The organism is Psychrobacter sp. 78a-MNA-CIBAN-0178, assembly GCF_040309625.1.
GTDB classification, from domain to species: Bacteria; Pseudomonadota; Gammaproteobacteria; order Pseudomonadales; family Moraxellaceae; genus Psychrobacter; species Psychrobacter okhotskensis.
Genome location: NZ_JBEOOZ010000048.1, coordinates 1 through 6,762 on the forward strand (window position 1 = coordinate 1; position 6,762 = coordinate 6,762).

Sequence of the window (6,762 nt, forward strand, 5' to 3'; positions counted from 1 at the left end):
AAACAAGACTAAAGGGCCAATAATCATTATCAGCCCACCCTCATTCAGCATGCTACTGCCCACATCATTAAAGGTTAAGGCATAAGGCGTAATACCTCGCACATCTTTTGCCACATACAGCATGTTTGGATGGTCTTTTTCAACATCCACTACGTCACTATAAGGTCGAGATAATAAGGTGATACTTGCTGTATCTTGGGTAGGTAAAACATCCATCTAGGGTGGCTCACTATTTATATTCAATCAGTAAAGGTAATCAAAGCTACTATTTTAACGATCTCGCATTAACACATAAGGTTTTTCTTCTACGGTTTTAGACTTAGATCTTTTCTGAGTATAGGTAGTACCAGATTCTTTGTCATAAGCAGCATTAGATAAACTAAAGTCAACTCTAGCAAACTCAAAACTTGGCTCATGAATTACAAACTTCAGTAAAAGCTTATATCCACCTTCTGTTTGAGTATACATATAGCTTGACAACCCTTTTGGTAGCTCAACTTTAATATTCTGATTCGTCCTAGAAGTTTGACCAATACGTGCGAAAACGTCATCTCGAGTTTCGAGTTTAAGTATTTTGTTTAAAGGGACAGAGTCATTAATAGTTACTTTATCTTTAAAATAAGAGGAAACATCAGCATTGGAATAAGGCTGCAATTCTTTAGGCGTATAGAATGTTGTTAATTTATAGCTAATAGTGTCCTTTTCACTAATCGGTAAGTATGAGATAATCTCTACCGTTATGTCACACTCGCTTGTTATACTATTTTTGATAATAATTTTAATATCATTTTTTCTCATATCTATAGCCAAAGCCGCAACCTCAGAAGCTGCGCTACGAAAAGAAGAGACTACTTTATTTGAATCAGGATCTACATAAGAATTTCTATCACTGTACTTGTCTGTCAGGAATTCACGTTTACCAAAAACGCCAAAGTTTAGCCAATAGTCGATATTATTCAAATTATCAGTACTCTTATCATAGACGCTCATCTTAAAGTATGACCACAAGCTAACACCTAGACCTATTACCATAACCCCTACTAAGAAGTAGGGATTGGCAAACAGCGCAATACCACCTACCTGACTAAACACTATGCTTACACTTAATCGAGCACCTGTGCGCTTAGCCATAACTTCTGCTAAAGCACGACCTGCAAAAGAGAAAGTAGCCACACTAATCATGTTGGAAGCAATATAACCCATAGGAACACTTTCACGGTTGAACTTGTAAATAAACAAGTACCCTACTTCTGCCCATCCTGCCCATCCTGCCCACATTCCAATAGTCGCTGCTAGTAGGCTTCGTTGTGCTGCTTTTATCTGTAGCTCTTTGGTGACGGCACGCAATTGAGTAAGATTTGCCGCCAGCTCAATTGAGGCGCTCATCACCATTAGGCTGGCGCCTATGGCAGCTGAGCCTGCCTCCATATTCTTCGATAGTGATACATCCTGTCCCATGGCTTCCAAATTTGTAAACATAGCCCGAGTTTGTAAAAACACCAAGCCACCACTTAAAGCGATACCAGCAGACGGAGCGATACTATTTAAACGCTTTAAGCGACTATTGATTTTATCAACTTCTAACTGTAGGTAAGTTGTGGTCGGGTCTTTGCGTATCTCGGCTTCTACTAAATTCACTAGAGGTCTATTAGCCTCTTTACCCAGCTCTTTTAGAGTACCCGTGTCCAGCATGATACCTTTTTTGTATTGGGCACTAACAAAAAAGGTAAAAGTATGGACAGCCTCAGCCTGTACGACTACACCACTTCTATTTCTCATATCTTGAACATCAAAAGGTTGCTTATTAGTTCCTAGTTTATTGCCTTCTACATTATTGGTATAATTTTCATATAGATCCGCGCCATTAGTACCTTTTAAGGTATCAAAAATCGTCTTGATTTTACCTTTCATAGTAATAGGTATGGCAACTTCACCGCTATTACTCAGCATAAAGCTTTGCATAGCCGTTGTTATGCTCTGAACCTTAGCTTTATTAATTGTCCCTGTTTGACGCTTACGCTGATTTGTTAGTACTGATTGGTAGGCATGAGAAATCAATAGACTGATCGCATTAGCCGTCTCTTCTGATAATCTATATCCTCTAAGATTACTATAGTCAATCCCACCTAAAAGTGTTATAAACTAACTATCAAATTCAATTGTTATTATAAAGACCATGACTTACTCGCTAGATTTTCGCAAACAAGTACTAAAAAGCTTAGATGATGGTATGACCTTTGCCGAGGCAGCTGAATTCTATAATCTCAGCCCAACCACCATACAGAACTGGAAGAGACGTGTTCATAGCAAAACAACCAGGCAAACCAAACCCTATAAAATACCAGATGATGTGCTACTTAATGATGTCAAAGAACATCCTGATGATTACCAGTATGAGCGAGCACGTCGTCTAAACTGTAGTAAAACAGGCATTCATCATGCCCTAAAGCGTCTAGGCATCAGTCAAAAAAAAGACTTTAGAACATCCAAAAGCCTGTCCGATCAAAAGAGCGATATATCAGAATAAGCTTGAGCACTTTAAGCAGCAAGGCTACCCCATTGTATATATGGACGAAAGCGGCTTTGAGCACGAGACCATTCGCTCTCATGGCTATGCACCGATTGGTGAGCCTTGTATCGATAGCTACAACTGGCAAGGTAAAAGGCGAACCAACGTTATCGGTGCTCTATATGAAAAGATGCTGTTTGCCCTAGATTACTTTAAGCACAACATCAACAGCATCGTCTTCTATCACTGGTGCAAACACAAGCTAATCCCAAGTCTTAAAACCAAATGCGTGATTGTGATGGATAATGCCAGATTTCATAAGAGTAAGCGTATTCAAAAGCTACTGAATAGGCATGGTCATCGTATTCTATGGCTGCCGCCGTACAGCCCTGATTTGAACCCTATTGAGAAGAAATGGGCTCAGGTGAAGTTTCTACGCCAAGGCTGGATGGAAAACGACTTATCCAAATTGTTTTATGATGTTTGTCCTAACCATAACAATTTTATTTTGAGCTGACTATATATAACTTATTATACTTATCCCCATTTTGTTCAAGGTACTCAGTCAAGAATAGTAGAGAGGATTGAATATCACCTTTCAATACATCATAAAGCCTATCAGAGTTTATATTACTTTGAGAACGATTAAGAATTGCTGAGACCAGCTCTGGTTGTAGATTGCATAGGGTATTAATAATCCAGTCATCTACCTGTATATCAGTATTGGTAATGTTAGGTCACGCTGATAGTTGATTTTGAACTTTAAAGATAATCATTAAATCTAGATTTACCGTATAAAAAAGTAGCTGCTGAACAATAATATAGTTATCAATAATTGAATAATTAAAATAACGAGTAAAATTTTTTTTCTATCTAAAATTTCATTGACTATCTTTATATGTCTCATATCTGTTTTTCTATATTCTTTTTTTAATACTTTATTTCTTATTTGAATACCAGCATAAGCTCCAATATTATAAAAAAGCAAGAAAGATATCCGCAGATAGTCATCCATTTTAAAATCTTTAGTAGTGCCACTTGTAAATTTATTAAAAAACTCATTATCTTTACTAACTTCATATTGTAAAGCTAGGCTTAATAGAGGAGCGAGAGCAAACAGTATATACGCTGCAATAAATACAAAAAAATTCGTATCAAACAATTCACCATCCTTTAAAAACAGTATATAAAATAATATTGTAAAAAATATAAATGACGATAAGTGTAAAATTACCTTTGTTTTTTTCATAATCTAACTCTTAGTTTTTTCATAAATTCCATTGCCTATTAATTCGCCTATCGTGCCTCCAATCAATCCGCCTCCAAAACCTCCTACAACTGCACTCAGACCTACGATGACTACACCTCCTATACCTCCTGTTCCTACAGTAACACCTACAATTATAGCGCCAACTACCCCCCTATGGCAGGATAGTTGTCACCATCTTTGTCTTTCGTAGTCGTTCTTATAATATATCTAGCCTTAGTAGCGTTATCTGGTAATACATAAGTCTTTGTCTTACCATCAGATTTGAATATTAAGTCTTTACCTCCACTTTTTTTCTCCAGAGATACACCTGGTCTACCATATTTTTTCATTGATACATTGACCCAATACTCAAGATCAAACTTCAATTTCTTGATGTCTGTTTTATTATTTATAATAAGTTTAAACCTAGTATATTTTGCCACTGTTCATATCCTTTAATCTAAAGACTATTAAACCTGTTTCGTTTAACTCACGACATTTTTTATTATTGTTTATTCAAAACGTTGTGCTCTCACCATCGTATTCTTGATGAACCATCACATGCAATTCATACTCATTCGGTTCATCATCAACAATCAGTTTTAGCTTACCTTTGTAATCAGTCGTGTGCATCTCTGTTGAACCATCAGGTTTAACTAGCATACATTTAGTGAAAGGCAGCGGTTCATCATCTTGATCATGGACGATGTATGTCAGATAGTAATCAAGATTTTCAAGCAGTTTTGCTGTTGGCAGATGCACAGCTGGAAACCCTATACCACCCCCACTACCCCAATCCACCTTAGCCGCTTTATACCCGACTTGCTTCGGCGTAATAAACGTCACCTTACCACCTGCTATCTCAATACCACTACCAGCAGCTTTTAGGGTCAACGTATCAGGCGCGATGATCTCAATACTGTCTCGGCTATGAATGCGTAGCACTTGCTCACTATCGAGTCGCATTTGCTCTTGATGGGCTTGTATCGTGACATCACCATGCGCGGCAGTATGAGTCTGCGCTTTGTTTGAGTAGTAGTGAATATCTCCTGCCACCAGCTGATTCATCTGCGTTTGGCTATGATGATGCGTGCTGTCGGTCGCATGACTGTGAGTACTTTGGGTGCTGGTATGCTGACTGTGTTGTCCACTTAAGAGTGCCAGATGACGCTGGGAGTCGATAAGCAAGTGCGGTTGTTGCCATTGTCCTGATTCACTAAGCGCACTATCGTTCGTGTCTTTGCTAAACTCAGCAAATGGCGTTTGGCTGTCTTCACTATCTTTTTCTCTATTTTTCTTATTGCTAGAGTCGTCCTCTAACCCCACAGGCTGATGGGTCTCTCTCAACATCTCATATGCTTGTTGGTGTTGATCGGCGGTTTGCAATTTGCCATGACTGTTATGGCTCATGTGCGCGTTTGATGCACTGGCGCTTTGACTGCTGATATGAATACCGGTGCTACCTTGCAGCGTTCCTGCCGCTTGGGTCTCAAGACTGATGCCTTGTCCTCTTGCTTGACCACGAGTGTGGTCGCTGTGCTGGTATAGGTGTCCAATAGTCAGGCTGGACTGAAAGCTTGAGCTATAGAGATTGATTTGCGGACTGTCAGGATGAGCGTCAAACATGAGCTGGTTGTAGCCATTGATCAGGCTGTCTTTGCTGGCCTCTCCTGTACGACTAGAGTCTATACTTTGAGTCTTGATGCCGTCGATGGGATGAGCGTGGCTTTGGTTGATAAACCAAGCCGGGCTGGTAGCGTCAAGGCTATCTGAGTCACTGGCGATGCTATTATGCTGGGCGTTATCGTTGCCTTGGCCGTTATGGGTGCTGCCAATAATGATGGGATGGATGATGTCACCATCGATGAAGTCGATCAGGACGTGTTGCCCATGACGCAGGGGATGGGTTTGTCCCATGTGGTCGGCGACTAAGTGACTGGCAATGGGTACCCAGTGGGCGTCATCACTACTGCTATCGCTATTTTGTTCGCCCCCTTGTTCATTCTGCCAATGATAGTGGATATGAGCGCGATGATTACGGTCATGAGTAATAGCACTACTATCGGTGTCAATAATACTGGCACTCATGAGACCCGTCAGACTCGGATGCGGCTGTCCAAGCTCGCTCAGCTGCGCGCCATATGGGATATGGTGATGATGAGGAAATGGTAGATAGCAAGCGTTGATGTGATGGACGTTGTTGTCATTGTCGTCATCATTGTCATGACTGGCATGGTTCGTATTGGGCTGTAAGGTAATAGGATCAAAAGCGACTGCGCCCAGTCAGTCTGCTGGTATGTGATTGTTGATACCATCACTTAGGCGCTCGTCAATCTCGATGTCTATATCATATGGGCTAATAATATCTTTGATAAGCTCGCTTAAACTTAGATGATGATGACGGCGGTTATGACTGTTTAGGCGTAGTTGGCTAAGAGCAGGTTCGCAGATGATGCGGTAGGCGGCCATACCGCGCCAGTATTCCATCGGACACTAAACTTTGCACGATTCAATCTTCTCTACTACGCCTTTAATAATCATCCAAATAGCCTAAAAAAAGCGCATAAAACAACCCAATAATACTAAGTATAAATAAGGTGTGTAATATCCAAATAATGCGCCAGCGCCATAGAAACCATTTGCTTTGATTGTTTATGACTTTAATACGATACGGATTTATATTGGGGTCTATGTAAGGATTGGGTTTGTTCTGTGGGTATTGCAAATGCTCATATTGCGGTTCATTGATGATGTTGCGACCTTTAGATTGTATCCAGCCGCCACCTAATTTGACGTAGGCTTGTAGTACTAGTAGTGGAATGTACCACGGCCATACTCTAAAGTTTTGGGTGACACCATAGCTGGGTAAGATACTGTCTGTGTATATATAGAGCTTGTGCTCTTTAGTTGTCTTTGGTGGGTCAAAAGGAGTGATAGGCGGTAGGCTATCAGCGTTCTTTTCCATGTAGTTACGGATGAACTGCCACTGCGCGCGAGCATAGGC

Annotated in this window: 9 protein-coding genes; 2 read left to right on the forward strand and 7 right to left on the reverse strand. The window is 40.3% G+C overall.

Annotated elements, in window-relative coordinates; all coding sequences use genetic code 11:
- A partial coding sequence (locus AAEY80_RS13975; protein WP_350541733.1) for a hypothetical protein occupies positions 1-216 on the reverse strand: 216 nt, incomplete at its 3' end.
- A 54-nt stretch (positions 217-270) separates the two neighbouring features.
- On the reverse strand, positions 271-2,058 hold the full coding sequence (locus AAEY80_RS13980) for a YIP1 family protein (RefSeq protein WP_156915614.1): 1,788 nt from the start codon (positions 2,056-2,058) through the stop codon (positions 271-273).
- Between the two features lie 118 nt (positions 2,059-2,176).
- On the opposite strand from AAEY80_RS13980, the gene AAEY80_RS13985 reads away from it, so the two are divergent.
- On the forward strand, positions 2,177-2,527 hold the full coding sequence (locus tag AAEY80_RS13985) for an IS630 transposase-related protein (RefSeq protein ID WP_025650793.1): 351 nt from the start codon (positions 2,177-2,179) through the stop codon (positions 2,525-2,527).
- Complete coding sequence (locus AAEY80_RS13990; protein WP_037025933.1) at positions 2,514-3,026, forward strand: IS630 family transposase; 513 nt, start codon at positions 2,514-2,516, stop codon at positions 3,024-3,026. Before AAEY80_RS13985 ends, AAEY80_RS13990 begins: the two co-directional genes overlap by 14 nt.
- 270 nt (positions 3,027-3,296) lie before the next feature.
- On the opposite strand, the gene AAEY80_RS13995 is transcribed toward AAEY80_RS13990, so the two are convergent.
- The 5 genes from AAEY80_RS13995 to AAEY80_RS14015 all read right to left on the reverse strand — a co-directional run.
- A complete protein-coding gene (locus AAEY80_RS13995; RefSeq protein ID WP_025651032.1) occupies positions 3,297-3,758 on the reverse strand; it encodes a hypothetical protein in 462 nt (153 codons plus the stop codon).
- A 164-nt stretch (positions 3,759-3,922) separates the two neighbouring features.
- Complete coding sequence (locus AAEY80_RS14000) at positions 3,923-4,201, reverse strand: hypothetical protein (protein WP_025651048.1); 279 nt, start codon at positions 4,199-4,201, stop codon at positions 3,923-3,925.
- 73 nt (positions 4,202-4,274) lie between these two features.
- Positions 4,275-5,846, reverse strand: coding sequence for a DUF2345 domain-containing protein (locus AAEY80_RS14005; protein ID WP_201578172.1), 1,572 nt, complete (start codon positions 5,844-5,846; stop codon positions 4,275-4,277).
- A gap of 195 nt (positions 5,847-6,041) precedes the next feature.
- Positions 6,042-6,245 (reverse strand): hypothetical protein, encoded by a 204-nt coding sequence (locus tag AAEY80_RS14010; protein ID WP_025651843.1) that lies wholly within the window; start codon positions 6,243-6,245, stop codon positions 6,042-6,044.
- Between the two features lie 43 nt (positions 6,246-6,288).
- Positions 6,289-6,762, reverse strand: a 474-nt coding sequence (locus AAEY80_RS14015; RefSeq protein ID WP_350588492.1) for a hypothetical protein, incomplete at its 5' end; no start/stop codon positions are given.